This window comes from Marinomonas phaeophyticola, assembly GCF_026966905.1.
Taxonomy (GTDB): Bacteria; Pseudomonadota; Gammaproteobacteria; order Pseudomonadales; family Marinomonadaceae; genus Marinomonas; species Marinomonas phaeophyticola.
In genome coordinates, this window is record NZ_JAPUBN010000011.1 from 153,337 (window position 1) to 178,633 (window position 25,297).

Annotated in this window: 27 protein-coding genes and 1 pseudogene; 15 read left to right on the plus strand and 13 right to left on the minus strand. The window is 41.0% G+C overall.

Annotated elements, in window-relative coordinates; genetic code table 11:
- Positions 1-284: 284 nt before the first annotated feature.
- The 3 genes from O1D97_RS04615 to O1D97_RS04625 are packed head-to-tail and all read right to left on the minus strand — an operon-like array spanning position 285 to position 2,048.
- Positions 285-716, minus strand: coding sequence for an FAD:protein FMN transferase (locus tag O1D97_RS04615; protein ID WP_330221443.1), 432 nt, complete (start codon positions 714-716; stop codon positions 285-287).
- 50 nt (positions 717-766) lie between these two features.
- A complete protein-coding gene (locus tag O1D97_RS04620) occupies positions 767-1,900 on the minus strand; it encodes a DUF3570 domain-containing protein (RefSeq protein ID WP_269123236.1) in 1,134 nt (377 codons plus the stop codon).
- On the minus strand, positions 1,887-2,048 hold the full coding sequence (locus O1D97_RS04625; RefSeq protein ID WP_330221437.1) for a DUF4266 domain-containing protein: 162 nt from the start codon (positions 2,046-2,048) through the stop codon (positions 1,887-1,889). Before O1D97_RS04625 ends, O1D97_RS04620 begins: the two co-directional genes overlap by 14 nt.
- A gap of 151 nt (positions 2,049-2,199) precedes the next feature.
- On the opposite strand from O1D97_RS04625, the gene O1D97_RS04630 reads away from it, so the two are divergent.
- Both O1D97_RS04630 and O1D97_RS04635 read left to right on the plus strand, forming a co-directional pair.
- Positions 2,200-2,358 carry a hypothetical protein gene (locus tag O1D97_RS04630; protein ID WP_269123238.1) on the plus strand — a complete coding sequence of 53 codons (159 nt, stop codon included), beginning with the start codon at positions 2,200-2,202 and terminating at the stop codon, positions 2,356-2,358.
- Positions 2,321-2,875, plus strand: coding sequence for a sensor histidine kinase (locus O1D97_RS04635; protein WP_269123240.1), 555 nt, complete (start codon positions 2,321-2,323; stop codon positions 2,873-2,875). The genes O1D97_RS04630 and O1D97_RS04635 overlap by 38 nt, the downstream gene beginning before the upstream one ends.
- Positions 2,876-3,144: 269 nt before the next feature.
- Here the strand turns inward: O1D97_RS04635 and O1D97_RS04640 are convergent, their stop codons facing one another.
- Positions 3,145-3,858, minus strand: coding sequence for a UTRA domain-containing protein (locus tag O1D97_RS04640; protein WP_269123242.1), 714 nt, complete (start codon positions 3,856-3,858; stop codon positions 3,145-3,147).
- Between the two features lie 204 nt (positions 3,859-4,062).
- On the opposite strand from O1D97_RS04640, the gene O1D97_RS04645 reads away from it, so the two are divergent.
- The 6 genes from O1D97_RS04645 to O1D97_RS04670 are packed head-to-tail and all read left to right on the plus strand — an operon-like array spanning position 4,063 to position 9,288.
- Entirely contained in the window at positions 4,063-5,112 is a 1,050-nt protein-coding gene (locus tag O1D97_RS04645) for an ABC transporter substrate-binding protein (RefSeq protein ID WP_269123244.1), read from the plus strand.
- Positions 5,113-5,124: 12 nt separating this feature from the next.
- Positions 5,125-5,928 carry an alkaline phosphatase family protein gene (locus O1D97_RS04650; protein WP_269123246.1) on the plus strand — a complete coding sequence of 268 codons (804 nt, stop codon included), beginning with the start codon at positions 5,125-5,127 and terminating at the stop codon, positions 5,926-5,928.
- Positions 5,925-6,821, plus strand: a complete 897-nt coding sequence (locus O1D97_RS04655; RefSeq protein WP_269123248.1) for an ABC transporter permease — start codon at positions 5,925-5,927, stop codon at positions 6,819-6,821. The genes O1D97_RS04650 and O1D97_RS04655 overlap by 4 nt, the downstream gene beginning before the upstream one ends.
- A complete protein-coding gene (locus O1D97_RS04660; RefSeq protein ID WP_269123250.1) occupies positions 6,811-7,599 on the plus strand; it encodes an ABC transporter permease in 789 nt (262 codons plus the stop codon). The genes O1D97_RS04655 and O1D97_RS04660 overlap by 11 nt, the downstream gene beginning before the upstream one ends.
- The gene (locus tag O1D97_RS04665; protein ID WP_269123252.1) at positions 7,596-8,615 is read left to right on the plus strand and encodes an ABC transporter ATP-binding protein; all 1,020 of its coding nucleotides are present in this window, start codon (positions 7,596-7,598) and stop codon (positions 8,613-8,615) included. Before O1D97_RS04660 ends, O1D97_RS04665 begins: the two co-directional genes overlap by 4 nt.
- A 1-nt stretch (position 8,616) precedes the next feature.
- A complete protein-coding gene (locus tag O1D97_RS04670) occupies positions 8,617-9,288 on the plus strand; it encodes an HAD family hydrolase (RefSeq protein WP_269123254.1) in 672 nt (223 codons plus the stop codon).
- A gap of 194 nt (positions 9,289-9,482) precedes the next feature.
- Here the strand turns inward: O1D97_RS04670 and O1D97_RS04675 are convergent, their stop codons facing one another.
- Complete coding sequence (locus O1D97_RS04675) at positions 9,483-9,977, minus strand: HalD/BesD family halogenase (protein ID WP_269123256.1); 495 nt, start codon at positions 9,975-9,977, stop codon at positions 9,483-9,485.
- A 311-nt stretch (positions 9,978-10,288) separates the two neighbouring features.
- Here O1D97_RS04675 and O1D97_RS04680 point away from each other — a divergent pair, with 311 nt between their 5' ends.
- On the plus strand, positions 10,289-10,813 hold the full coding sequence (locus tag O1D97_RS04680) for a redoxin domain-containing protein (RefSeq protein WP_269123258.1): 525 nt from the start codon (positions 10,289-10,291) through the stop codon (positions 10,811-10,813).
- 243 nt (positions 10,814-11,056) lie between these two features.
- On the opposite strand, the gene O1D97_RS04685 is transcribed toward O1D97_RS04680, so the two are convergent.
- Positions 11,057-11,935, minus strand: coding sequence for a LysR family transcriptional regulator (locus O1D97_RS04685; protein ID WP_269123260.1), 879 nt, complete (start codon positions 11,933-11,935; stop codon positions 11,057-11,059).
- A 112-nt stretch (positions 11,936-12,047) separates the two neighbouring features.
- Between O1D97_RS04685 and O1D97_RS04690 the strand changes: the two genes are divergently transcribed.
- The 4 genes from O1D97_RS04690 (at position 12,048) to O1D97_RS04705 (ending at position 15,385) form a co-directional block, all read left to right on the plus strand.
- The gene (locus tag O1D97_RS04690) at positions 12,048-12,722 is read left to right on the plus strand and encodes an NAD(P)-dependent oxidoreductase (RefSeq protein ID WP_269123262.1); all 675 of its coding nucleotides are present in this window, start codon (positions 12,048-12,050) and stop codon (positions 12,720-12,722) included.
- Positions 12,723-12,990: 268 nt separating this feature from the next.
- Complete coding sequence (locus O1D97_RS04695; protein ID WP_269123264.1) at positions 12,991-14,067, plus strand: alkene reductase; 1,077 nt, start codon at positions 12,991-12,993, stop codon at positions 14,065-14,067.
- Positions 14,068-14,381: 314 nt separating this feature from the next.
- On the plus strand, positions 14,382-14,726 hold the full coding sequence (locus O1D97_RS04700; protein WP_269123266.1) for a DUF6447 family protein: 345 nt from the start codon (positions 14,382-14,384) through the stop codon (positions 14,724-14,726).
- Between the two features lie 68 nt (positions 14,727-14,794).
- A complete protein-coding gene (locus tag O1D97_RS04705; RefSeq protein WP_269123268.1) occupies positions 14,795-15,385 on the plus strand; it encodes a hypothetical protein in 591 nt (196 codons plus the stop codon).
- Positions 15,386-15,536: 151 nt separating this feature from the next.
- On the opposite strand, the gene O1D97_RS04710 is transcribed toward O1D97_RS04705, so the two are convergent.
- From O1D97_RS04710 to O1D97_RS04730, 6 genes and pseudogenes are all read right to left on the minus strand, one after another.
- Positions 15,537-18,671, minus strand: coding sequence for a hypothetical protein (locus O1D97_RS04710; RefSeq protein ID WP_269123270.1), 3,135 nt, complete (start codon positions 18,669-18,671; stop codon positions 15,537-15,539).
- Positions 18,672-18,740: 69 nt separating this feature from the next.
- Positions 18,741-18,836 (minus strand): annotated as a pseudogene (locus O1D97_RS19800) (hypothetical protein); the annotation flags it as partial.
- Positions 18,836-19,411: a calcium-binding protein gene (locus O1D97_RS19805; protein ID WP_428981102.1), complete on the minus strand. Its 576-nt coding sequence runs from the start codon at positions 19,409-19,411 to the stop codon at positions 18,836-18,838. The pseudogene O1D97_RS19800 and the gene O1D97_RS19805, both read right to left, overlap by 1 nt.
- On the minus strand, positions 19,342-20,130 hold the full coding sequence (locus O1D97_RS04720; RefSeq protein ID WP_269123274.1) for a DUF4347 domain-containing protein: 789 nt from the start codon (positions 20,128-20,130) through the stop codon (positions 19,342-19,344). Before O1D97_RS04720 ends, O1D97_RS19805 begins: the two co-directional genes overlap by 70 nt.
- A gap of 351 nt (positions 20,131-20,481) precedes the next feature.
- The gene (locus tag O1D97_RS04725) at positions 20,482-21,174 is read right to left on the minus strand and encodes a response regulator transcription factor (RefSeq protein WP_269123276.1); all 693 of its coding nucleotides are present in this window, start codon (positions 21,172-21,174) and stop codon (positions 20,482-20,484) included.
- Positions 21,153-23,027, minus strand: a complete 1,875-nt coding sequence (locus O1D97_RS04730) for a sensor histidine kinase (protein ID WP_269123278.1) — start codon at positions 23,025-23,027, stop codon at positions 21,153-21,155. The genes O1D97_RS04725 and O1D97_RS04730 overlap by 22 nt, the downstream gene beginning before the upstream one ends.
- Positions 23,028-23,132: 105 nt before the next feature.
- Here O1D97_RS04730 and O1D97_RS04735 point away from each other — a divergent pair, with 105 nt between their 5' ends.
- Positions 23,133-23,450 (plus strand): hypothetical protein, encoded by a 318-nt coding sequence (locus O1D97_RS04735; RefSeq protein ID WP_269123280.1) that lies wholly within the window; start codon positions 23,133-23,135, stop codon positions 23,448-23,450.
- Here the strand turns inward: O1D97_RS04735 and O1D97_RS19810 are convergent.
- Entirely contained in the window at positions 23,427-23,576 is a 150-nt protein-coding gene (locus tag O1D97_RS19810) for a DUF4347 domain-containing protein (protein WP_428981089.1), read from the minus strand. The two genes, O1D97_RS04735 and O1D97_RS19810, sit on opposite strands and share 24 nt — an antisense overlap.
- Positions 23,577-23,999: 423 nt before the next feature.
- On the opposite strand from O1D97_RS19810, the gene O1D97_RS04740 reads away from it, so the two are divergent.
- Positions 24,000-25,250, plus strand: coding sequence for a glycosyltransferase family 4 protein (locus tag O1D97_RS04740; RefSeq protein WP_269123282.1), 1,251 nt, complete (start codon positions 24,000-24,002; stop codon positions 25,248-25,250).
- Positions 25,251-25,297 lie beyond the last annotated feature (47 nt).

Sequence of the window (25,297 nt, forward strand, 5' to 3'; positions counted from 1 at the left end):
TTCGATGGAGTGATTATTACCTAAGTTTTGTACTAAAAATAGCCTTTGGAGTGTGCTTCCGCGGTTGTTACTTGATGTCGCTTTTATTGGCATCAATTAAGAATTTAAAGGATGGAATGTGCAGGGATACGAATATTTAAAACACATTTATCGTCTTATCAATCTCATCACCGTGAGTGTCTCAAGTGATTTATTTGTGTTTACATCGAATCGCCATATCTTATTTTGTTTATTCTTAAGAGCGTGTCTGATTAGTTTAAGAGAGCGCAGAATTAATAAGACATCTAATCAGGCATCTCTATAGACTCTAAAAAATCTTCCGCTTCATTCCCCTGAAGAAGCGCTAATGTTGAAATGATCCCGGCATTTATACAGGTTGGTGCGGCAATGGTAACGCTCCTCGGTGCATTGGTAATAGGCCAACCAGTAATGGTATTGAGAACATGAGAATAGCGAATGCCGTTTTTTAAGAGGAAACGCTGACTGTCTTCTGAGGTGGCCAGTGCTCCTGATGAAAGCGCAATAATAGGTTTTGCTTTTGTTGCGTCTACAATGGGTTCAATACCAACCTTCCAACTTTCTCCGTTTAACCTTCGGCCATTGCAGGCGAGATCTCCGCCACAATTAATTAAAATGGCCGCATCTAGGCTAGGGTAAAGTTCTTGTTTAGTCAGTTTTCCATACCCTTGAGCGCTATTGCTTTCTTGGTGATACAGAGAAACACGCGTGTAGAATTCAGTGTTATCGGCAAATTGATAACCGTATTTTAGCCCATGGTGTAGGTATCTAAATCACCCAAACGGTAATCAGCACTGGCAAATTCGTTATTAGAATGGTCGCTGGCATTTAAGTAGCGGTGGTAAAAGTCCGCCTTGCTTTGAGTATACCAGCGAAGTTGTGGCTCCAAATACTGCTTATTAAAACGGAAACGGTTTTTTGCATCAATTGTGTGGGAATGAATGCCCCAATCATCAGACATGTAACGATAGCTAAGATCTAGAATATCGTTATTGTCGAGCTGGTATTTTGTCTGCCAGTAAAGGCTTTGTTTTAATCGTGAGTCCGGTCGGCTTTCGTATAAATAGAGGTCTCGGTTATTACTTTGAAAATTACCACCATAGTTTTCTCCTGAGTTATCATTGATCACAGAGAGAATTTTATAGGGGTCTGTTAAATAACCGGAACTGGTACTTACCCCATAATTAAATTGCATAATAGTTCTGCTATTTATAACTTGACTAATACCAAATACCGCATCGATTACGCTTTTATCATCTGAATCTTGACGTTGTGAGAACTCGTTATTTGAGCTGTTTTCTGGAACTTGAAATAACTTGCTTGGAATCCCTCCAACTGGGTTAAGAGTGTCATTTGACAGGTTTAGCCCCATTGTCAATGTGGTGTTTTTCTGATTGAAATACCGTGATACATTGCCATTAACACCTAAAGATTGATAGTCGTATTCTTTTGAAAAATAGCCTCCAATACCGTAGGACCAATCTCGGGAGATAGGGGCTGACCAATTTGTTGAAAGTGCAAGGCGGGTATCTTTAAAGGTGTCGTCTAACGTTGGTTGGTTCACCTCGGTACGATAAGAACCATTACCGGAAGGGCTCGTAAACGTTTGCACTTGATCGCTTGGAGTGGCTCCTGTAAGGGTGTCGGCGGCCAGTTTAATGTTACGCTTGGTTTCCTCATCGTAGTTTTTTGTCGCACTAATCACAGGTTCAGCTGCTGACACGCGTCCCTCTGTTTCAGAGTAAAGTAGAAAGGCGGCATCTACATCCCAACTGTCCTCAGCATTTGCATTGCTTGCTAATCCACCGATAAGAGCGCAGCTTGCTGCTGTTAGTAAGCTAGCCAGTTCTTTATTTTTTGCGTTTTTTTTAGTTACAGCCACAACCACCACCTCCGAAACCTTGTCCGCCACTACTGGCCTCTTTACTGAAATAGATATGATCATTCAAACTACTTTCGATAGGATCACTAATAAGGTTCATTTCTTGTTGAGCAAGAACGCCTTGCTCCCATGGCTTACCCCTTTTCAAACTGGTACTAACGGGTGGGGGAATATACGGCAGGGTCTCGCACTCATTCTCTGTTTTTCTTTTTGTCTAATGGCAATTTAGTTAATAGTCGTCAAGGTGAGATAGATTTAGGGGAATTCAACACGCTTCTTCAATCAACTTTGGCGTCCTTATGAAAGCAGGAATGGGTTTGTGCATACTAGTTGTAGAAGACGATGTCTCTTTGACTGAGGGCCTGTTGACGGCATTAAAAAGAGAAGGGTATACGGTAGATGCATTGTATGACGGGATTCATGCCATCGAAGCCTTGTCTATTGACGGTAGGGGTTGATCGTTCTACCCGTATTGTTTCTCAGTTACTTGCATTAGCCAGACTAGAGCATAAGAAAGAAGCCCTGACAACCAAGAGTGACATATTAGTCATCACCCGGGCAATGATCGCGGCAATGCTCCCTTTAGCTTGGAAGCGAGATATTGAAATCGTACTGAATGTTGATGATGGTCTTTCTTGGAATTGCTTAGTTGAAACCAATCATATCGAAATTTTATTACAGATCTTAATAAGTAACAGTATTAAGTTTTCACCTGATGGCGCTATCATTAGTCTGGTTTGGACTCAATCTGCAGATGCTGCCGAATTAAAGGTAATTGATACTGGTAAAGGCGTTTCAAAAGAAGATATTGCCAGGTTAAGCGAACGCTTTTTTCGCTCAGGTACCATGGATGGTGCAGGGCTAGGGCTATCGATTGTAAAAAATATAGTGGATAAGTACCAAGGTAGGTTATCTTTTAATGGTTCATCTCCTCAAGGGTTAACGGTAACGATAAGCTTACCTATTATGATCTGACTGGCTCCTTGATAGGATTACCTTGGCGGTCTAGGTCAAAAGGCCAAACGGCTCAAGGAAAACAGTTTGGCTTAATCAAGGAACTTTGGAAAAGAGGGTGCGCTGTTTGCTAATTTAATTAGCTAAGCGGTTCTATGTATTTGTTTAAAGTGACGCAGACTAATGCTAATTTTTTATGACTAGTATGTTTAGACTGCGAGTCGGTGATGAATAGTCGCGATTAAGTTATCAATAGGTTAGATTAAACGAATGCTAGTCGCTATATAGAGCTACTCTCTATTATTAATACTAACCATGACAGCATCCGGTCTCCAATACTCAAATTCGCAGTCAATTATGTTATTGTGTTGATTATAATTAACACGGCAAATTTTCAAAACTTGTTGCCCTGGGTGCATATTTAATGCATGAATAACATGTTCAGGGGCAGATGTAGGAATAAAATCAAAATGGGAGCAACTATTTCTGAATCCATATTTTTTTGCATATAGCTCAGTAAGTGATTGTGATAAATCCTCTGATAATATATCAGGGAAATATTGACTAATGAGGCAGTTTTCGACAAATAATACAGCACGGCCATCAATGTAACGCAATCGTTCAATTATATGAATTGGGGTAGGTTTAGATAGCTTTAATGTTGTTGCAATAGCACTCGGGGCCACCATACTTTTAACATTCAATAATAGCGTTTTAGCGACACGTTGTTGATCGCTTATCATCTGATGAAAGTGGCCTCTTGACAGGGGGTTATATTCAATTCTAGGTGGAGATACAAACCATCCTCGACGATTTTCTCTATAAATTAAGCCCTCAACTTCCAGAGAATGCAATGCACTTTTTACACTGATTCTCGTCAGTGAAAAAAGCTCGCTTAATTCACGCTCTGAAGGGATTTTTTGTAAAGGTAATAATAGCTGCCTGCTAATTTGATCTCGTAAGATCTCTTTAATGTTCTGAGAATTTTTCTTTGTTATATCCACTTAGCCTAACTCAATAATATTTTATATATTTTATATATTTAAACTACAAAAGCGTAAAAAGCAATCTAATCCTTTTTGATCTAAAGCGTTTGAATTAAATATCCACTCTTCCTATTTTTTTGTAAACAAAATGAAACATTCATAAGATAGTATGAAAATTCACTTACTGGACTAGTCCAACAAAAGAAGAAGGATGAAGAGAGAATGAAAATGTTAAAAACGACTACAGCACTTCTTGCACTATCGCTTCCCCTAGGTGTCTATTCAGCAGAATCGATTGATTTACTGATTAACGCGGCACAAAAAGAGGGTCAGGTGTACAGTGTTGGTATGCCAGATAGCTGGGCAAACTGGAAAGACACATGGGTTGATCTTAAAGATAAATATAATATTAGCCATCAAGATACAGATATGAGCTCTGCTCAAGAAATAGCAAAATTTGAATCTGAAAAGAAAAATGCTACCGCAGATATTGGTGATATTGGTTTCGCATTTGCACGAGTTGCAACTCAAAAAGGAATAACGCAACCCTATAAACCGAGTACTTGGGATGAAATCCCTAATTGGGCAAAAGATAAAGATGGTCATTGGATGCTGGCTTATACAGGAACCATTTCTTTTATTTCTAATAACAATCTAGTTAAAAATACTCCCAAAACATGGGCCGATTTACTTGAAGGTGATTATAAAGTAACAATCGGTGATGTTGGTGTTGCTTCTCAAGCAAACAATGCCGTATTGGCTGCTGCTTTTGCTAATGGAGGGAATGAGTCAAATTTAAAACCAGCTATTCAATTTTTTGAAAAACTGTCGAAGCAAGGGCGTCTTTCTTATACCGATCCAAGCTTAGCGAATTTAGAAAAAGGGGAAGTGGAAGTTGCTGTTATGTGGGATTTTAATGCACTTAATTATCGAGATAAAATCGGCCGTGAACGTTTTAGTGTTGGGATTCCTCAAGATGGTTCAGTAACATCCGGCTATACCACTATTATTAATAAATACGCAAAAAATCCTAATGCAGCAAAACTTACACGAGAATACATTTTCAGTGATGTAGGGCAAATTAATCTAGCAAATGGCTACGCTCGTCCAATTCGTACTAACGTAACATTGCCTGCTGAAACGCAAGCAAAGCTGATTCCTAATGAGCAATATAAAGCATCTAATCCAATCACAGATTTTGAAGCTTGGGAAAAGTCAGCGCGTAAATTACCTCGTGCATGGCAAGAAAGTGTGTTAATCCATCAACAATAATTGAGGTGTAATATGAATAATAAGGTAATCCTTGTTGTTCTTGATGGCCTAAATCTAAAAGTAGCCCAGGATTGTATGGGCTACTTAACTGGATTAATAGAGCACAAGATAGCAAGCCAATACGCTTTACAAAGTGAGTTACCCTCCCTGTCACGGCCTTTATACGAATGTATATTGACGGGCAGTTCTCCTATAGAAAGTGGCATTGTCCACAATCAGGTAGTACGCAATTCGCATTTAGAATCCATATTTAGTTTGGCCAACAAACAGGGGAAGAAAACAGCCGCCGCCGCCTACCATTGGGTTAGTGAGCTGTATAATATTTCCCCTTACAATGCCCAGAGAGACCGCCATACCAACAACCTAGCATTGAATATACAGCATGGACTATTTTATCACTGGGATCATTATCCTGATGAAGCATTGTTTCTTGATGGGGAGTATCTACGTCAGGAATACGATCCTGATTTTTTACTGGTTCACCCAATGAATATTGATAATGCAGGCCATCGGTATGGGTTGGATTCTGCTGAATATCGTAATTCAGCTCGTCGAGCAGATATTGTTCTATCGGATTTTTTACCGCAGTGGATAAGCCTAGGCTATCAAATATTGATTACCAGTGATCATGGTATGAACAATGATAAATCCCATGGTGGAACGCTTAAAGAAGAGCGTGAAGTGCCACTTTATTTAATAGGTGATCATTTTAGCCACAAAGCACACACAATAAAGCAAACGGAACTTTGTGGCATGGTGTGTGAATTGCTGGGGTTGACACACTCTAAACCCTTTAAGAAGGAGTGCTTGAAATGAATAAAAGAATTATTGCACTAGAAGGGCAATCTTCAAGGGGGATTAGGTGGCCGAGTATATTTTTAACATTGGCAAAGTATAGACCTGCATTATGGCTTATCCCCTTCGTACTGTTTTTCTATTTGTTTCAAGTCGCCCCAATGGTATGGGTATTTATTAACAGTTTTGTTTATGAGGGAGAGTGGTCATTAGTAAATTACCAAGCAATCTTTGATTCTGCTTTTATATTACAAAGCTTTTATAACAGTGTATGGATCAGTTTTTGGTCAAGTTTAGTCGGGTTAATATTGGCTGCGTTATTTGTATCATCACTACGGCATCTCAACAGTCGTATTAAAGAAGCAATCATTGCGTTTACTAATATGAGCAGCAACTTTGCAGGCGTGCCCTTAGCCTTTGCCTTTATCATTATTTTAGGCACTAATGGCGCCGTCACCTTGTTATTAAAGCAGTGGGGGGTTATTGAAGATTTTAATCTTTATAGTCGTTGGGGATTGCTCACTCTGTATATCTATTTTCAAATTCCATTGGGTGCATTATTACTTTATCCAGCTTTTGATGCTCTCAAAAAAGATGCCTATGAAGCCGCGGCATTGTTAGGTGCCAATCCTTTCAAATACTGGGTAAAAATAGGCATCCCTATTCTTTCGCCAGCGTTGCTTGGTACCTTCATTATTTTATTTGCAAACGCCATTGGTGCATATGCGAGCGTGTATGCTCTTACGGCAGGGAATTACAACATGGTAACCATTAGAGTGGCGAGTCTTGTCTCTGGTGATCTCTTTTTAGAGCCTAACTTAGCGGCCGCTATTTCTGTTGTTTTGATGCTCTTACTTGCTTTTATTACAGCGATAAATCAGTGGTTAATTGCGCGGAGCTATCATGGGAAATAATAAACTTTTTATTCATAAAAGCGTTGTATACAGTGTAATAACGTTATTATTTACGCCTATCTTAACGACTTTTATTTACTCCTTATCATCAAGTTGGGGCGCAACGATTCTTCCTGATGGTTTTTCCCTTAAATGGTACAGCGCTTTATTAACGGACCCTCGTTTTATAGATGCATTTGGGCGCTCACTGTTTATCTGTATTAGTGCGCTGCTTTTAGCAACTGTGTTAGTGCTGCCGATGATTTTTGTGGTGTTTTATTATTACCCTAAGCTCGACAAAATCATGAATCTATTGATCTTATTGCCTTTTGCAGTGCCGCCTGTGGTGTCTTCTGTGGGGTTATTGCAGTTATATGCAGAGAGCAAGTTCCAACTTATTGGCACGCCATGGATATTAATCGCGACCTACTTCACTATTGCGCTGCCTTTTATGTACCGTGCGATTGCTAATAGCTTTACCACAATTAACCTAAAAGACTTAATCGATGCAGCCCACCTTTTAGGTGCAAGTACCACAAAAGCTTTTTTATTAGTCATTTTACCAAACTTAAAAAAAGGGTTGCTGGCTTCCTTATTTTTGTCCTTTTCTTTTCTGCTAGGAGAATTTGTTTTTGCCAATATCCTAGTCGGTACGCGTTATGAAACATTACAGATTTATCTGTACAACATGCGACAAACTAGTGGTCATTTTACATCGGCACTTGTCATGACCTATTTTGCCTTCATCTTTTTTTGTACTTGGCTGGCCAGTCGTTTAACCAGAGGAAATACTCAATGAGCTACGTAACAATAAACAAACTTAGCAAATGTTTTGGTGAGGTCACTGTATTTGAAGATATTGAATTTACCATTGAAGAGGGTGAGTTTGTCACCTTGTTAGGCCCAAGTGGTTGTGGTAAGTCGACTCTACTTCGTACCTTGGCAGGACTTGATAAAGCCAATAAGGGCGAGATATGGGTCGATGGTGTTGATATCACTCATACTCAAGCTCAACATCGTGAAATAGGGATGGTTTTTCAATCCTACGCATTGTTTCCAAATATGACCGTTGAAGACAATATCGCCTTTGGTTTAAAAATGAAAGGAATCAGCAAAAAAGACGCTAAAGAAGACTTACAAAAAATGCTTGCGCTTGTTGAACTTGGTGGTAAAGAGAAATGCCACCCGCATGAACTTTCTGGTGGTCAACGCCAACGTGTAGCGCTTGCCAGAGCGTTAATTGTTAAACCAAGGATATTACTGCTCGATGAACCATTATCGGCCCTTGATGCCAAAATTCGTAAAAATTTACGACAACAAATTTTGGATATTCAAAAAGAGTTAAATTTAACCACAATATTTGTTACTCACGACCAAGAAGAAGCAATGTTGATGTCTGATCGTATTTTCTTAATGAACCAAGGGGAGATCGTTCAACAAGGTAATCCAGAGGATATATATACGAAACCTGTTAATGAGTTCGTCGCTAGCTTTATGGGAAACTATAACTTGATCTCAGCAGAAACGGCGAAGCACTGGTTTAACATCAATAGTAACAATAAAGTTGCTATACGCCCTGAATCTATTTACATAAAAGACGCAGGTCGACAATATGCTGACCATATCTCTTCTCCAAAATTGGCCAAGATCATTTCTCATCAATTACTTGGGAATGTTATTCGTTATAACTTAAAGGTAGAAAACGAAGAGTTAACAGTTGATCTGTTAAATCGTTCCTCTGAGCGATTAATGCCAAAAGGCAGTTCTATAGAATTGTTATTTAATCTAAATGAAATTCAACCTGTTGGAGTTTAATATGTCACATGCACTTTATGTTTTTGATTTGGATGGCACTTTAATCGATGGGGATTGTGCGTCATTGTGGAATACTTTTTTAGTGAAAAAAGGCATCGTGAAAACTCCAAAATTTATTGAAACAGAGCGGGCAATGATGGCTCAGTATGAGAAAGGTGAAATGAATATGGAAGACTACCTCTCTTTCACTCTAGCTCCAATTACTACTATTCTCGCTGATAGAATTGATACGTTGGTTGATGAATTTGTTGTTGCCGACATACTACCTAAAGTTTTTCCGGAAGCATTAACGCTAATTAACCAGTTAAAAAGGGATAAAAAGCCTTTACTAATTATTTCTGCATCCGTAACTTTTATTGTAAAAAAAGTAGCAAGCAAGCTTGGCATTGATCAATGTATCGGTATCGATCTACAGATGAAGGAAAACTGCTACTCCAATCAAATATCCGGTATTCCCAGTTATCGAGAAGGTAAAATTCAGAGGCTAAAAGACTGGGTTAAAATAAATGATGTACATTTTAATGAAATGCACTTTTACACGGATTCAATCAATGACTTACCATTATGTCTTTATGCGAATCATACTTATCTGATAAATCCCTGTATTCAATTAAGTGAGCAGAAAAAGCACTACGATCAATGGAAGGTATATAAGTGGGGGAAAGTAATATAAAAAGTGAAAGCGAGATAGCCGTTTGAATTCAAGTATATGTTTTTAGACATAATTGAAGTTGCTACTTCTTCATATCAAGCAGCAGACAAATCCTTAATAATGTCTGTCTGCTTGAATTCTAGATACTTATCGTATAACCATTTTTCTAGATAATTAATGATAACCTCTTATTGAAGGTGAGTAACTTACTCCTTTCATATAATTCTCCAAATGCAGCACGGGTTTTTTATTGGATAGGTTACCTCCGAGATAATGAATGGCAAACGGGGTGAATCCAATCGACCATAGAAGGTTTTGCGTGCCGCTTCAGAAAGTTCAATCCCTGGTTCTGAATTATAAGCAAGTACAACCAGTATGCGAGTCGTATTTCCCTGTGTGGGAGTAACTCGATGAATCGCATTCCTACCGCGAAATAGCACCAGGGAACCGGATTCTATCTGTAGCTGTTTGGCGGCTTTTTTCCCGGCTAAAACATCACTAACACCGGAATAATTCATTTCGCCAGCATCAGCATCACGCATATTTTTAATGTATTCAAATACACCGCTCGCGTCAGGTTTTTGAATTAATAGGGTGATAGCAAAAGAAGAGTTATCAAAATGCCATCCTAGCTCTTGTCCTGCACTTGCATAATGCAAATTGATTGCAGGCAATTGAGTTTCTGCAACAAGGGCAATTGACGCAGCCATACAAGGGAAAGGGTTGTTATTAGGTCAAGGGCTTTTCATCGAAGATGTGCTGAAAATGGGTGAGCTAATACCATTAAGTTCAATGTATTTACCGTTACGAAAAGCCTATTATTTAATCTACCCTGAACGCACGAAATCGAAAGATAAAGCCCTAGATTTGATCCAAAAGTTAAAAGAAAAATGTGGCTAAAATGTTTATTCACTTAAAAAGAGCTTGATTTTAACAACTTTTTAAGAGTATGTTTCTAATTGTATTACAAATTAAGTGTGCAAAAAGTAATCCTAAAAAAAATAAATCAGGAGTATGTTAAGTGAATAGTCAAAAAGTAGCCGCCGGAGTTATCCTACCTGAATTCTCAGCAGTATCTGTAGAGACAGGTGCCCCGGTAAATATTGGTGCAGCCTCTGGTAAGTGGCAATTAATCGTTGTCTATCGTGGCAAGCACTGCGGTCGTTGCAAAAAATATTTGAACACACTGCAATCAATGCAAACGGCTTGGAATGATGCTGGCTTTGACATTATGACGGTATCTGCAGACTCTAGAGAAAAAGCGCAATTGGATGTCGCCGAATTTGGTTGGACTTTTCCTATATCATGCGAACTATCGGAAACTGAAATGCGTAAACTTGGCTTGTATATTAGTGAACCTTTGAGCGCAAATGAGGCAGATGGTCGTTTCTCTGAACCTGGAGTTTTTTGCTTGCGCCCAGACGGAACGGTGCAAATAGTCGCCTTGTCTAATGGCCCTGCTGCAAGACCTGATTTAGCCGAGTTATTGGATGGGATGATCTTTACTATTAATAATGAGCGCCCTGCACGTGGTACTGTGGCTTAGTGTGAGATTGTAACGTCCATAAAGAATGACCTCATGAAAAGTTACTTAAGCCCGAATAGCGACTTTCACGTAATATTCGGGCTTAAGTAATTGATTTATCAAAAAACCGGCTTTCTAATGAGTTAAGATTAACTCCGTCACTTTAGCCCAGTCTATGCTTTGGCTAAAGAGCCGTATCATGTCGTCAAGTACGATAGGATACGAAAATGTGGATTTACATATTTTTTCTTAAATTCTTTTTTATCAAGGTGCTAGAAACCCAGAAGCCAGTAGGTCGAATACTTTTCGAATGCGTAAATTAGTGTGTAACTCCCTGTGTGTAACTAACCAGAGAGGAATACTTAGAATCGGTCCAAATGCTTCAAAAGCTTTAACTAAACTCGGATCAGAATCACCAATTTTTTCTGGGAACACGCCTAAACCTAGGCCTCTTTTTGCCAATTGCCATTGTAGCCCTTGAAAGGCCGTGACAATAGGGAAGTTACTTTCGTTTAATATCCAGCCTTGTGGTGTAAGTCGATCAATGAGCTTATTTGAGCGTTCAAACCCTAGAATAGTTAGCCCTGTGAGCTCATTAGGATGATTTGGCTCTCCATAGCTGTCTACTACGCTTTGAGTCCCGTAAAGCCAAATTGGCTCATCAAATAACTTTCTAGCAATTAAGTCTGGATCATCAGGGCGAAAGCTTCGGACAGCGATATCGGCTTCTCTGAGCTTTAAGCTACTTACTTGATTACTAACAATCACGTCCAAAGAAATGTTTGGAGCTTGTGAGCGTAATAACTCAATTATTTTAGGCATTCGAAACAGAGCATCAATTTCACAAACAGAAATGGATACTGTCCCTTCTAGCTCCTCTGATATGCCTGCTACGGCCAAAGAAAACTGTTGTGCAGATACGTTCATTGCTCGAACGTACTTTAGTAAGCTTTCACCGGCGGGCGTCAATATCAGTCCTGTTGTTAAGCGCTCAAATAGAGTTAAATTCAAGCTTTTTTCCAAGGCAGCGATTTGGCGACTTAATGTGGGTTGAGTCAATTCCAATTTGATGGATGCTTTTGAAAAAGAGCCTTCTTCTGCGGCGGTTAAAAAAGCCCTAGCATAATTCCAATCTAGTTTCATCGAGTTTTCTCTGCTATGCATTTTTGTATATCGGCTAATTGTTTATTGGTAATTATCACTTTTAATTCACTAAGTTACTCTTTGTCCATATAAAAATTAATAGGTAGCTAATATGAATATCTGGAAGCAGCATATTGCCGTCATTGGAGGCTCAGGTAAACTTGGGCAATATATGATTTTACATTTATTAGAATCTGGTTATAAAGTTTCGGCTGTATGCCGCCCTCAAAGTGTTCACAAGCTGGCACATTTTAAGGAAGAAATAACGGTTATTGCGGCCTATACAGATGATAGAGAAGCCTTACGTAAACTCTTGCCTGAGGTCGATGCTGTTCTTACTGTGCTTGCTCCTTGGGGCGTTAACAATTATGCCAGTGGTACTGCTCAAGCTGTATTAGATTATTCCCCTGCAGAGGCTAGGCTTGTTTTCTCATGCGGATGGCATATATCAAGGGACGGTAAAGATCAGTATTCTTGGAAATTAAAAGCCTTTCTTCTTATATTCGGTAAATTGGCTAAATGGTTCCGATTTGCTGATCTAGAAGACCAAGTGAGAGCAACGGATTTGATTTTTTCGAGCAAGAGTAAATGGACGGTTGTTCGAGGGAGTGATCTAGAAGAAGGAGAAAGTGAGGGATTACCTGTTTGGGCTGAGCATGTAGGGGACATCCGTATTGCTCATAATAAAACGCGCAGAGTCGATTTCGCGAAATTTATGGTTGCAGCGTTACAAAATAATGCATTGATACAAAAAGCGCCAGCTATTGCTAGTTGTAAAAAGCGCTAGCCAACTTCGTCTCGTAGAAGGGGTATCGTTGTCGTGATATCTAATGAAGGAACAAGTATTTGTATTTAATTCCGCTAACTATCATAGACAAATAGCGTTTTATTTAGATCCATTTAAAGGGCTTTAGAAGAATGTAGTCTTCATTATATGTAACGAATATTGAGTAATATAGAAGAATGAGAGTAACAAAAGTGCACATGATTGAATTTAATAAACCTAGCCGCATTGAATAACTATCTTTGATATTTATACTTTTTAGGAGTTATGAATGAGTACTGCCGAAAATGCCCTTTTTAATCCAGTTCAGTTAGGTGATATTGAATTACCAAATCGTTTTGTAATGGCCCCTTTAACGCGAACTCGTGCCCCCAATCATCAACCAAATGCATTGATGGCTGAATACTATGCTCAACGTGCAAGCACTGGCTTACTAATTTCTGAATGCACTATGGTAACAGAAGGGACATCCTCTTTTGGTGATGATCCCGGTGTGTATACACAGGAACAAATTGAAGGTTGGAAGCTAACGACTGAGGCGGTGCATAATGTTGGAGGCCGTATCTTTATGCAAGTATGGCATGCTGGTCGTGCCGCCCACCCATTATTAAGCGGTGGTAAAGACGCGGTGGCACCAAGTGCTATTGCCATTGAAGGGGAAACGCATACACCTGAAGGAAAAAAGCCTTATACCGTGCCGCGCTCTTTAAACGTAAGTGAAATCAAAGCCATAGTAGACGATTTTCGCCAAGCTGCGATTAATGCGAAAAAAGCGGGTTTTGATGGTGTAGAGATTCATGCGGCCAATGGTTATTTGATCGATCAATTTTTACGTGACAGTGCTAATCAACGTACTGATGAATACGGTGGTTCTCTTGAAAACAGAGCTCGCTTCTTAACTGAGGTAATCAGTGCTGTGACTGAGGTGATGGGTTCGGGTCGAGTGGGAGTTAGACTGTCTCCATTGAATAGCTTCAATAGTATGAAGGACAGTGATCCCATTGGCCTTATTCGCTATCTTGCTGAAACATTGAATGCCTATGATTTGGCGTATGTACACCTTATGCGCGCTGATTTCTTTGGATTACAGAAAGGGGATGTCGTCAGTGTTGCTCGTGCGGCTTATAATGGTCACCTTATGGTAAATATGGGTTACAGTCCAGAAGAAGCACATCAAGTTATTAGCCAGAATCAGGCGGATAGTATCGCATTTGGTACTGGCATTTTGGCTAACCCGGACTTTGTTGAACGGGTGAAACAAGGAGTAGAATTGAATCAACCTGATCAATCTACTTTTTATACACCAGGAGAGAAAGGCTACACAGATTATCCTTTTATGTCTCAGTAGTAATAATGATAAATGGATAGCCTTTATTAAACGGAGAGGCAAGTGCGACTCAGCATTGACCGCTCCGTATTTTATTAATCATAAACTTTTAATTGATTTCTTACTGTCGCAAGTTGGAGCGCCTAAGCTCGGTATTATTTGAATGAATCATTATTGTAGTTTGATGATAATTAAACGTAACTTACGCATGCTTGAATCAGGTATGTTTCATAAGATGTTTATAAAATTATTTTTGTTAATATGAATTACTGGATAGCAGACACAAAGCGTGCTTTAGGCTAGTATATCAATGCTATTTTTTATTCGGAGTATATATGGCAATTTTGACACTTAATGACAAACAATATGATATCGAAAAGCTAAGCCCAGAAGCACAAGCTAAATTAAATTCTGCTCGTTTCTGTGAGCAAAAAATTGAAACTTTAGAAGCTGAACTTTCAATGATTCGCACGGCACGTTCTGCTTATTTGCAAGCACTGCCGGAATTGGTGTCAGATGCAGCGCTTGTTGCTCCTGTAGCGAAAGCCGCTCCTGCAAAAAAAGCCTCTGTTGCTAAAAAGTCACCAGTAGCCAAAAAAGCGCCAGCCGTTAAGAAAGCTCCGGTCGCAAAAAAAGCACCAGTACGTAAAACAGCAAGTAAAGCTAAAACAGCCGAATAATTCGGCTGTTTCTTGTCTCACGTAAATTTTTCTCATCCATTAATTATTTTGAGATATAAGAGTCTCGTATGACAGAGAACGCGATACCATCGGAAGCGAAACGTTTACCCGTAATTGATCGAGTTACGTCAAAATATGACGAGGTTCAAGATAGGTTGCGTTTTGTTTGTGCTATGAATGATGAGTCTGTAATCAGTATTTGGGTAACTCAGCGGTTACTAAACCGTTTTGTTCCCATCCTATTGGATTGGTTACAAGAACAACTTGATGTTGCTGATAAGGATCAGGCTGAAGCCTTCCATACCTTGGCTCAAACCAGGGCTCAGTTGGCGATGAAAGAAAACAGCCCTGTCATTGCACCAACAAATGCTTCCTTATCGGATTCAGCCGAAGATGATCAAAGAACGCCTGTTGTGCTGGCAGGACGAAGTGATGAATGGTTAGCAACTACGATTACATTGAGTAAACGTCCTCAAGAATTAGTACTGAAAATCAGTGAAGCCGATGAGGTTAATGCTGTGGTGTTACCTTTGCCCGTAGCCGCTCTACGTCAATGGCTGTGCGCTTTGCAGATGCTTACGAAACGAGCTGAGTGGCAGCTAGAATGGCCGACTTGGTTAGTACCAGAGCAAGAAAAAACATCAAAAAATGTACATTAATCGCGCATTGCACAACACGCCTTTTACTTGTTGAGATTAATCATCTCGAGTTAACCGTTTCAATTCAGATCAATCGAGTTTAAAAAACATCCAATCCATATAAGTTTACTTTCTTACATAGATTGGATGAACTTCGTCTCTCTGCCTGCTTTTAGAACAACCAGTCTTCGTTAAACCCCGCGGCTTCGACGGTAGATGGCTCTACAGGCTCACCAATACGAGTGGCTAAGTCCACTCTAAAACCATCGCGTGGCAAAGTGTTGGCGTCAAAGTCATAATATTGGTCGCCGATGTTGAGATATTCCATATCGGTAAACACAATTTCCTGGTCCGTTTGCTTGTGGTACAAGGTGCCAGACGCGCCTTTGATGTTGCTGCCTGGATTGCTTAGGTCTTGCGCACTGAGCATAAAATCGTAATCCGTTACTGTGCCCATCAGCACCATCATATCCAAACCTTCACCGCCATTTAAGGTGTTGTTGCCTGAGCCACCGACAAGAATGTCGTTCCCTGTGCCGCCGTTGAGCACATCGTTGCCACTGTCTTGGTGCCAAGACCAGCCGGTTTCGTTCATTTGGGTAGTTTGCGTCAACTGCAAGTTGCCTTCGTCGTCTGTTAAGGTAGCACGCGTTGATTCATGGCGTGCTAAGTACAACCAGACATCGGCCCAGTTACCTCCTTGGTCTAAATGTTCTTGCCCCAGTGTCAGTAGGGTATTCTTAGTGTCTGTGTCTCCGAGTACATGAGTGATCACTCTGTCCAGTTGTTCTGCGTTCGACGCTGGAGACGCACTGTGTGCATTCAGATACGCATCGTGTGCCAGTAAAGCTAGCGTATTACTGGTGATGCCCTCTTGGATATAGGCGTCTAACTCGGTTTTGGTGGCCATACGCCCCGTGACAGCTTGCACAAGCAGAGCGAAGTCACTCAGCACATTGTAGTCTTGGTAAATAAAATCAAAGCGGGCATCAGTGATGTTATCGCCGTTGCTGTTACGCACCCATTTCCCGGCTTCAGCGAAGCCCGTTGAGTCAGCTAACTCAGTTTCGTTTGGGATGAATACGCCTTTTAATAGACCATTTTGATCGATACTAAAAGTCCATTTACCGGCGTCACTGCGGCCTCCTTGAAGAATGTCATCGCCGCTGCCGCCATTTACTGTGTCGTTACCTATGCCGCCTACGACCCAGTCATTGCCGGCATCGCCGTAGAGCTCGTCGTCACCCCCTTTGGAGCCAATGATGTCTTTACCGCCACCACCGTGCAGTACATCGTCTTCGGCGCCTAATACGATAAATTGCGCATTACCATCGCCTGTGACAAAGTTTTGTCCCGCCCCTCCAGTCACACGTGCTGCGCCAATAACCAGAGCAAATTCCACATTAGAGAGGTTTAACACTGTGCCGCTCGGTAGGTTACTGGCATCAATGATGAGAGCCTCTTGTTGTTCTGGGTTGCTGCTGCTGCCTTCGCCTTTCCCAATACCGCCGGAGACATTAACCGTATTGCCTGCCGTGAAGGTGTCATCGGCCTCAAAGCGAACGGTGCGCACAGAGACTTTGGATTCATCGCCGACACTGGGTAAAAAGGCATCAATGCCTTCTTGCGTTAACTCAGTCAATGTTTGCGAACCTGTGGTAACGCCTTCAGTCGATTCAATTAAGATCTCTCGTAAACTTTTGCCACTGGTGTTACTGACTTCTTGAGAGGTTGCACCCACGCCCGTCGGTAAGCCTAAACTTAGTAGCGTATTACCTGCATCGTCCGTTAAAAGAGGGATATCCGCTAAATCACCGTGTTCGGTCGAGCTGTCTTCTTCTCGATTGGTGTTAACCACTGGAATCGTGGTGGTTACCACGGTTGATCCCTTACTGTTTTGTTGCTGAGAGGTTGTGACAGGAACACCATCGGTTTGCGTCGTGGTAGGAGTTGAGGGAGTAGGAGCGGGTTTGGCAACAAGACTAACCTCATAGGTGTTTTCATCTTGTTTAACACTGAAGTTACCGGAACTGGCGGAGAGGTCCGATAACGTTAAGGTTGTTGTTCCCGCTTGGATGTCTGCAAAAGCCGCTAGGCCATTGAATGACATGATCGTCTCGTGATCCGATTGATCGACATTGCCTCGATACTGTATTCGAATAACATCCCCAATTGAAAAGTCGGTAATAGTATCCCCATTCAAGTCAGATAAACCAGAGTAATGGAATGTATCATTTCCAGCGCCGCCAGTCAGTGAGTCTTCACCATCACCACCTCTCAATGTATCATTACCGTCACCACCGGATAGAGTGTCATCTCCATAGCCACCGGTTAGGGAGTCCTTTTCGGATCCGCCCGTTATGTAAACGTTACCATTCTCTTCATCTGAAAAATCTAATGTCATGCTGCTGTCGTTTGTTGAGCCGTCGACGGTGAGTGTCTGATCTCGCGCAATGTTGTCATTAAAATGGATTGTTTGAACACCGGCTGTGATCTTGATTTTTTCAACATGCGTCAGGGTGTTTGCGTTGAAGGTCAGATCACCTTGTGCACCGGTAATGATCAGTGTGTCGTTTCCAGATCCACCGTTGATTACGTCTTCTGCTTGAAGTGAGTTTTTTGCGGTAATGAAGGTGTCATCACCCAACCCACCGTAAAGCGAGTCATTTCCTAAGCCACCGTTGAGCGTGTCATTGCCTGCACCGCCGTTGAGTGTGTCATTGCCTGCACCGCCGGCCAGAGAGTCATTGGCGGCCCCACCCGTGATAGACACCTTGCCATCTGTTTCAGCAGAAAAATCTAACGCCATAGCACTGATGTTTTCAGACCCATCTACGGTGAGCGTTGCTTCTGAAGCGATGGTATCATCATGAGAGGTAATGGTTTGTGTACCCGCAGAGAGACGAATGTTTTCGACCTGGGTTAGCGTGTGTTCACCTAAGGAAACGCTCTGTGAGCCGGTAATGATCAAGGTGTCGCTTCCAGATCCACCGTTGATTACATCATTTGTTTGAAGGGTATTCGCCGCGGCTGTGACGATGTTGTCATTATCGTCCCCCGTTAATTGATCAAGATCTATTGTCGCTTTTGGTCCTTCAAGGGAAACCTCATAAAGGTAACGTGTGACAGGTGGGTTCTGTTGATTTACCTCTTTTATTTTGACGCTAAAGCTGCCAGAAATGGCTGAGATCCCTGATAAGTTGAGAGTGTAATTGTTTATTTCAATGGTTGAGTTGGCCGTTTTCCCATTAAGTTCATAAATGGAATCGACTAATCCATTACTAAGTATAGAGATAGTATCTCCCATGGATAAATCAGTAATGGTATCCCCATTAAGCTCTTCAAGAGAACTATAACTGTAACTAAAAGTATCATTCCCTTTCCCTCCGGATAGGGTGTCGTTGCCGTAACCTCCGGATAGAGTATCGTCGCCTTCTCCTCCGGATAGGGTGTCGTCGCCGTTCCATCCGATTAGATTGTCGTTACCGCCTTCTCCTGATAGGGTGTCCCCCCTTCACCTCCATGTAAGGTGTCATTGCCGTTCCCTCCATCTAAGGAGTCATCGCCGTCTTCTCCTCTTAAAGAGTCATTGCCGTCTTCTCCACTTAAGGAGTCATTACCTGCCCCCCCTGTTAGGGTGTCATTGCCTGAACCGCTTGTTATTGAAACCGTACCGTCTGTTTCATTATTAAAACTAAGATACATTGGGTCGTTGTTGGCTGAGCCGTTTATCGTGAGTGTGGCTGCTGAGTTGATGGTATCATCATGAAAACTAAATTTTTGTACTCCTGCCAAGATGGTAATCGTTTCTATATTGGTTACGGTGCTTGAATTTAAACTAGTGTAGTTTGAATGAGAGCCCTCAATAGATAATGTGTCATTACCCGAACCACCGTCGATTACGTCTTCTGCTTGAAGTGAGTTTTCTGCGGTAATGAAGGTGTCATCATCCGACCCACCGTAAAGTGAGTCATTTCCTAAGCCAACGTTGAGTGTGTCATTGCCATCATCTCCATAAATAGTATCATTGCCAGCACCTCCATCAATAGTATCATTGCCATTCCCCCTTCTATAGAGTCATCTCCTGGATGACCATATAGATAATCATTGCCTCCCAACCCTTTAATAGTATCATTACCACCGCGCCCAAATATTCTATCGGATCCTTCTGTGCCTTCGAGATTATTGTCCTCTGTATCTCCTTCGATAAGAAGTAAACTGTTAAAAGTAAACAAAGCAGTTTTTGTTATAGGTAAAGTACTCTCAATATGGCCAATTTGGTTTTCTAATACCCAGTTACCACCGAGCTGTGTGCCGCCGGTTTTGTCTGTAGAGGCCGCGACATCGGCGTCGGTTAACAACGCCAGTTGGCGGATGAAGTGGTCTTCTTCGCCGACTTCACAGCCGTATAGTAACAGGTCACCATCGTCACTTAACGCGTGTTTGATTTTCGAGAGGAGAGAAGCGTTATCGACTAGGGTATCTGAGGATAAGGTGTTACTGCCAAGGTTGAGCTGGCCTTCTGCACCGTGACTAATGAGGTGAATGCTGTCAATGTTTTGTCGATCGGCCAAAAAATCCGCCATTTGCACTAAGCCATCCCCTCGGCTGTCGAGTAAGACGACCTCGACACCAGGAGCCGTGCCATCCACTAGGGACTGATAGTCGGCCACATTATCTTCAATGAAAATAATCTCCGTGGCAGTGTTATTTAATTTCTCGTTTGATTGCTTAACCAAGGTTGAAGTGTAAGTCGATATGGCCATTAGTAACCCTTTCTAATATTTTTTAAGAGGTGATGTCTAGAATCAATTAACTGTAATACTTGATTCTAATCTAAACCTTTTTATAAAGCTGACCGTACCTGACGGCTTTGTGAAAAATGTAATTTTCTAAACGGATAATCATGAATATGGCTTTATTGTATCGGCCTTTTATAAGAAATTAATGGGTCTACGTTGGCAACAATAGTCATATCAGTGGACGGTGTTTAGCTCTTTACTATGGCTGTTGAGAAGGTTATACATCTGATGTGTGCGGAGTATTAGGGCATTTTTTATCTGATAAGGCGGCTAATAAAGCATGTCGTTGACCTAAGGGATGCCACTAGTAGCGTATTAAATGATATGTACGGAGAGGTTAAGTTGATAACCGTAGTTACGTAATGCTGTTATGGTTTTACTCTGAGGGAAAAGTGTATCGAGCTTCTTGCGAAGACGGGAAATACGCTTTTCTAAATTGCTACGAAGAGTGTCACTGTCGAGGTTAAGCTCCAAAGTTTCGGCTAATTCCCAGTATTCCAGACGGTTTTCAGGTGCGAGGGTGAATGCGGTAAGTAGGCGACACTCATTGGATGAAAGGGTTAGGCTTTCTTGATGGCGATTGCTTAGCTTAAAAGTATTACTCTGAAGCCATAAATCATAGATTTGTATTGTCGGAATACGCCGAGCAAGAGCCTGAATGGCGGCGTCCAGCTCTTCAAGTGCAACCGGTTTGGGTAAATAAACATCACCTCCTGCATCATAGCCTGCAAGTTTATCTGAGAGTTGATTGCGCACCGTCATGATAATAACACCGATACTTGGTGACTCCTCTCTGAGCTTTCTTGCGAGGTATAAGCCATTTTCACCAGGAAGGTTAATGTCTAAAATAGCGATATGGCTTGTTTTGGGCCAAACTTCGAGAGCGGCTTCCGATGACTCAAAAGAATCGATTTGGTAGCCTAAACGCTCTAAGGTCTCAGTAATCATTTCTCTGAGTCCTTGGTGATCTTCTACGAGTAGAATCGTTATTTCGTTTCGGGTAGGCATAAGATCATGGTTACTTTATGAATATTCGTTTCGTCGAGGTTAGAAGTGGCTTGATACTCAATACTGGCATTAAGCTGAAGAGATAATTGTTTTACTATATAAAGCCCCAGTCCTGATCCTGTTTTACTGTGAGCGCTTTTCCCTCTATAGTATTTGTCATACATTTTCTCTGTATTCGGTAAACCTAACTCTGTAATATTGGTGATTTTTATGCAGGCTCGATTAGAAAAAGAGTGCGTAGAGATGTCAATCATACTCTGATCTGGACTGTATTTTAACGCATTGTCCAATAAGTTATTAATAATGACTTTGAGCCAGTCTGGATCGCTTTCTATCAAATGTTGACTGGTATTAAAATAACTGTTTATTCGCTCTTTTGCTTGAGTCTGCGATATTAAAACGTTCAAAAATTCTACCATTTCAATGATCTGGAAGCGAGTATTAACTTTGTCTTCTACTTTTTCTAAGATCGAGCAGCGATCAATAACGACACTCATGTCCTTGATGGCTTGTATCACATGACGGTGGCCAATCGTTGACAATGTTGGTTGGTTTAATCCCATCTGGATTACGGACAAAGGCGTTTTAAGTTCATGGGAAAGCATGCTAATGAACTGTGCTTTTTTCTCTTTTTCTTGTCTCTCTCTAGTCACGAGGTCTTGAATATGGTTCTTTTCTAGCTGCAGTGCCATGTGATTTTTTTCAAATTCACGAATACGACTGCTCATAATACGTTGTAATACTAGGATGCTGGCCAGCGTGCCCGCGGTATAGGAGTGCAGCAATACCATGCCACCAGATAAGATTCCAACGAGTGATAGGGCTGTGCCTAAGATACCAGTAAACCCAAACACGACAGCAAAGAATAATAAGCCACTATCACGGTAGCGCTTTAAGGCTTGCATAAAGGCAATATACGTAATCCATATTAAATAAATAATAGTGCTCATCATAAACCATGGCATATACTCGACATAGACACCGTACACTAAAGTAATGATCCCAATGAAACTGAGTAACTGATAAGTATAAGATAGAATACGTTGTAGACGGTGCTTATTAAATTCAAATAGGGCGTGGTACAAAAGTGCTAATGACCACATATAGAACAACGTTGTTGCTTGAGGAAGCTGACTTTCTAAAGTGCGCCATTCACTTGGAAGAAACAAGAACCGATTAATGGCAAGAAAAACCAATAATGAAGAGATTACAAACAATAAGTAATAACGAAAAACCTTATCTATACTCCATCGAGTGTAGCCAAGGTTTAAGAAGATGAGAGTTACTAACAATCCTATAAATAAACCTGATAGAAGGTAGTCAATTCGTAGCGCACGCGCATACCCATACTTGTTATAGAGTGTGGCAACAATGGTATTGGTATTCGTTGATTGAGTACTTAAATAAAATGTTCTTGGCTCAGTTGTTGAAGTAAATTCAAAAATAAATGCTTTATCGGTTTTGATGTCCCGATTTTCTACCTGTTCTCCATTTAGCATGTGGGTATAGAGTGACGGCACCGAATTTGGCATATGAAGGGTTATGGTATCTGTATAGGTTGGGTATGTTCGTAGAATTAATGTTTCACCCGCTTTATCTGAGGCGGGTACAGTGAAGCGTAACCAATGAACAAAACGGTTGTAACCACCGACATAACCTGCGTCAGGGGCGTGTTCAAAAGAGGCTTCGGGTAAATGAATTATATCATCAAATACTTGTTGACCACTTTGATCAACATAAAACTGGAATCTTGGTGTAATACTATTTTGACCGTCAAAGGTGGCGTAGAGTGAGGAGGAGATCAAAGAGGCGAAGGAAATGATCAGCCAACAAAAAAAGGGCGTGTTAAGCATGCTTAGCCTCATGTAAATCGTTCTGGTTAATCAGCAAGGTACGATACGCTAAAAAGAAAGGTTTAAAAAGTGCTCTGTGACTAGAATTTAAGAAAAGGTAACGCTGTGGGTAAGCGTTACCTTTTGTATGGAAAATATGGGAGGGCTAGAGTCTTGTTAAACCCCGCGGCTTTGACGGTAGATGGCTCTACAGGCTCACCAATACGAGTGGCTAAGTCCACTCTAAAACCATCACCATCATCAATGATATCGCCAGCGTTGAGTGAGCGTTCAACCGAGGCATTAATGGTATCGTCTCCATCCTATAAAGAGGGTGATTTATTCTCATCTGTTAGGTTCGCAGATGCCAATAACGAGTTGAATTCTTCCAGAGCAGGTTGTGTTTTAGGTAAAGCTCTCTCAATAGAGCTTATTTTTTTCTAATACCCAGATACCACTGATCTGCGTGCCGCCGGTTTTGTCTGTAGAGGCCGCGACATCGGCGTAGGTTAACAACGCCAGTTGCCGGATGAGGTGGTCTTCTTCGCCGGCTTCACAGCCGTATAGCAACAGGTCACCATCGTCACTTAACGCGTGTTTGATTTGTGAGAGGAGATAGCTAGAATCAATTAACTGTAATACTTGATTCTAATCTCAATTTTTTATAAAGCTGACCGTATCTGACAGCCATCTAAAAAGTATAAGCTTTAGGATAAATTGATGCATCGCCTCAGAGGGCGCGGATCAGTTGATCAAGACAATGGTTATTAAAAAGGTGTCCGGTTCTATTAGGCCTCTACAGAAGGACTTTATTGCGTTTGCATTCTATAAGAATTTGAATGGCTTTTTTTCTTGGTATTCGCATAATAAGTGTGTTTTGTATTCTAATTGTGTCGATGACCGAGGCTTTCCAGTGCATTTGGCTTTTTATGTTATTAATTTGGGGCTGGCTGATGTTACAGCTATGTTTTTTACTAGGAAACACGTTAGATAATGATTTTTTTATTTATTCACCAGAACTTTCCCGCTCAATTTCGCCATGTTGCTCAGTCTTTATCTGAGAAAAAAGAGCACAAGGTGATTGGGTTAGGGGAAGTTAAAAATATAAAGCGTTCACTGTCATTGTTTCCAAATATTTTGTGTTATGGGTATGAATTTACTTCCTCTGGAGGAGAAAAAACACATCATTATTTAAAAGAGCACGAGCAGCATATTCGTCGAGGTCAGGTGGTGGTTCGCTCTCTTATCGGCTTAAAAGAAAAAGGCATTAAGCCTGATGTCATTGTGGCGCACTCGGGTTGGGGCGAAGCATTGTTTATTCGACAAGTGTTTCCGACTGCACGCATTATTCATTACTGTGAGTATTTTTATCATAGTAATGGGGCGGATGTAGGGTTCGATCCAGAATTTCCATCCAGTTTTGATAATGAATTTAAAATGCCCATTCGAAACTCGACTCAGCTTTTAGGATTACTGCAATGTGATTTAGCGGTCAGCCCAACGGCATGGCAGAGATCGCTTTATCCTAGCGAATTTTTACCTAAGATCCGTGAGCTTCATGAAGGTATTGATACTGATATATTCAAGCCTAATGCGGAGGTTGTGTTAAAAATTTGCGAGCATGAATTTACCAAGGATAATCAAATAATTACTTTTGTTTCACGTAATTTAGAGCCATATAGAGGCTTTCATCAGTTTATGAGAGCGCTGCCTAAAATGCAGTTAATGTGTCCTGATGCCCATATTATTATCGTGGGTGGTAATGATGTGAGCTATGGGTCTAAGTTGTCTAATGGTCTTACTTATAAACAAAAATACATAAAAGAATTAAATTCCTTAAGTCAAATTGATGTGGCTGTTGATTGGACTAAAGTGCATTTTACTGGGAAGCTTCCGTATGTTGAATATTTAAAAGTGTTGCAGGTCTCTTCTGTGCATGTTTATTTAACCTACCCTTTCGTTTTATCTTGGTCTATGTTGGAGGCTATGTCCGTCGGTTGTGTACTTGTTGCTTCTTCAACGACGCCAGTAGAGGAGATTATTACCTCTGGTGTGGATGGTCTATTGGTGGATTTTTTTGATCAAAATAGCTTGCTAAAACAAGTTCAGGACGTTGTGCTAAACCCTGAAAAATATTTGGATATGAGAAAAAGCGCACGCAAATTAATGCAAGAGAAGTACGATTTACAACGCATCATTTTACCTAAATGGATAAAGTTTGTTGAAGGTGATCTGATGGACTGAATCGAAAAAAACCAAAAAGGCCGAGGTTTGACGTCGGCCTTTTTTAT